The 2,065-nt window shown below is 37.2% G+C and carries 1 protein-coding gene; it reads right to left on the bottom strand.

Annotated elements, in window-relative coordinates; genetic code table 11:
- On the bottom strand, positions 1-2,065 hold a 2,065-nt coding region (locus tag EGI22_RS15435; RefSeq protein WP_310588170.1), incomplete at both ends, for an SdrD B-like domain-containing protein.

The raw sequence follows: 2,065 nt of genomic DNA, 5'->3' as shown, positions 1-2,065 counted from the left end.
AGTTTGCAACATAGCCTCTTTCAATATCGGCAGCTAGTAAGGTATAATGTGCTATTGCAAATCCAGTTTGGTTTGGTGCCAACACGTTTGGTGAAACACTGATTGGACTGTTAGAAATCAAAGTGTCTTCAATGAAAACATTGCTTAACGTGATATTTCCAGTATTCAATACCGTAAATCCGTACGTGATTTTATCTCCAACTAAGCCTGTTCCTACCAAAACTCCATCTTTAGTCAATCTAATTTTTGGATCATAAAAATTAAATCCAGCGTCCATAGCATTTAGATTTCTGAGAGGGTCATTTAAGGTCAATGTTGTATTCACATTAAACAAATCAGTGATTCCAGTAATTGGATCGGCGTCTGAGTCGAGTTCAGAATCTGAGCCAATGTTTTTCAAATCAGCATTCATTCCTACTGGTTTAACAAATTGGAGACGGTAATCGCCGTTAATTACATTGTTAAATACATATTTTCCATCAATTCCTGAAACTGTCGTGTCAATAATTACACCTGACGCATTGAGTAAGTACACCGTAACGTTTGGCAATGGGGTATCCCCAGCATTTTGTGTATTTGAAAAGTCTTTATCTTCAAAAACATAGTCGCCAATAGAGCCATAAGGAACATATCCAGCGTCTTTTTTGGTATTGTTTCTCAAAGTATCATTGACAGGTTTAGTAACATCAATGCTAATTGTTTCAGTCCATCCCGACGTATTAATATCACTATCTAAGGTGTCAATTCCATTATATTGAGGTGAAACCATAGCCTCAGATGGGGTTTTAAAGAATAATTTGTAGTTCCCAGAAGGCAAAGAATCAAATAGATATTTTCCATTAATATCTGAAATTGTACTATCTAACAACACAGTTCCAGTTCCGTCGTAAAGGTAAACTTTAATACTATCCATAAAACTTTCAGTAAGCTCCTGCACGCCATTGTTATTGTAGTCTGCCCAAACTAAATCTCCAATGGAACCAAATCTTACTTCAATAACTTCTGTTGTAGCCGTTGCTGTACAACCGTTTAAGCTTTTTGCCGTTACGGTATAAATGCCAGGCGTAGAAATACTTACGGTATCATTGGTTCCTAATCCATTAGACCAAAGATATGATTCTCCTCCTTGAGCAATTCTTAGAACATTGCTTTGAAGGACACTAATAGTATCATTACCCAAGATTGTAGGCAATGGCATAATCGTATCTACAGCTACAACAATTGATGCAGTTGCCGTAAATCCATTCACAATATTGGTTTTTGTAACCGTATAAATCGTGGTTATTGAAGGCAAAGCGATCGGATTAGAAATATTAGCATCACTAAGTCCAATTGATGGCGACCAGCTATAGGTATGACCAATTTCAGCTATTTCTCCAATTTCTTGTCCTAAAGTATTATCAACGCAAGTAATGGTAAAGCCTGTTCCTGCCACTGCAATTGGAATACTATTATCTAAAGTTATTACCACTTGGTCTTGATCATCTTCCGTTGGAATATTATTGTTTGGCGTACTATTTGGATCAAATTGGTCTACGCCTACTACTTGTGCAATATTGGTATAGCTAATGCCTGATAAAGGAGGCAAAACCGTAGCTTTATAAGTTAGTATTTGAGAATTTCCTGACAAAATTGTAGGAATATTCCATACCAAAGAATCTACTAATAAATTTCCAGAATTGCTTATGTTGGTAATGTTTCCATAGCCATTTGGAATAGCATCTCCAATGGAAACATTCGTAGCAGAATCAGGCCCAGCATTATTGATGGTTAATGTAAAAATGACTACATCTCCCACAATTGGATTTAAATTGCTTATAGTTTTAGTTAAACTCAAATCCGCGATCTGAGCACTAGGGGTCACGGAATCATAATCATCTTCCGTAGTTACGTCATTGTCAGGCGTTGAGTTCGGGTCAAACTGGTCAGAAGCAATCACTTGAGCGACATTGGTAAAGGAAATACCCACACCAGGAGCCAAAACAGTAGCTTCATAAGTCAATACCACAGAACCACCCGAAGCGATAGATAAACCGCTCCAAGTCAAAGTATCGTTTGCAAAAAC

The sequence above is a fragment of the Lacihabitans sp. LS3-19 genome (assembly GCF_024343575.1).
In the GTDB taxonomy this organism is placed as follows: Bacteria; Bacteroidota; Bacteroidia; order Cytophagales; family Spirosomataceae; genus Leadbetterella.
The sequence above is the reverse complement of the archived record's forward strand: the minus strand, read 5'-3'. Positions and strand labels throughout refer to the sequence as shown.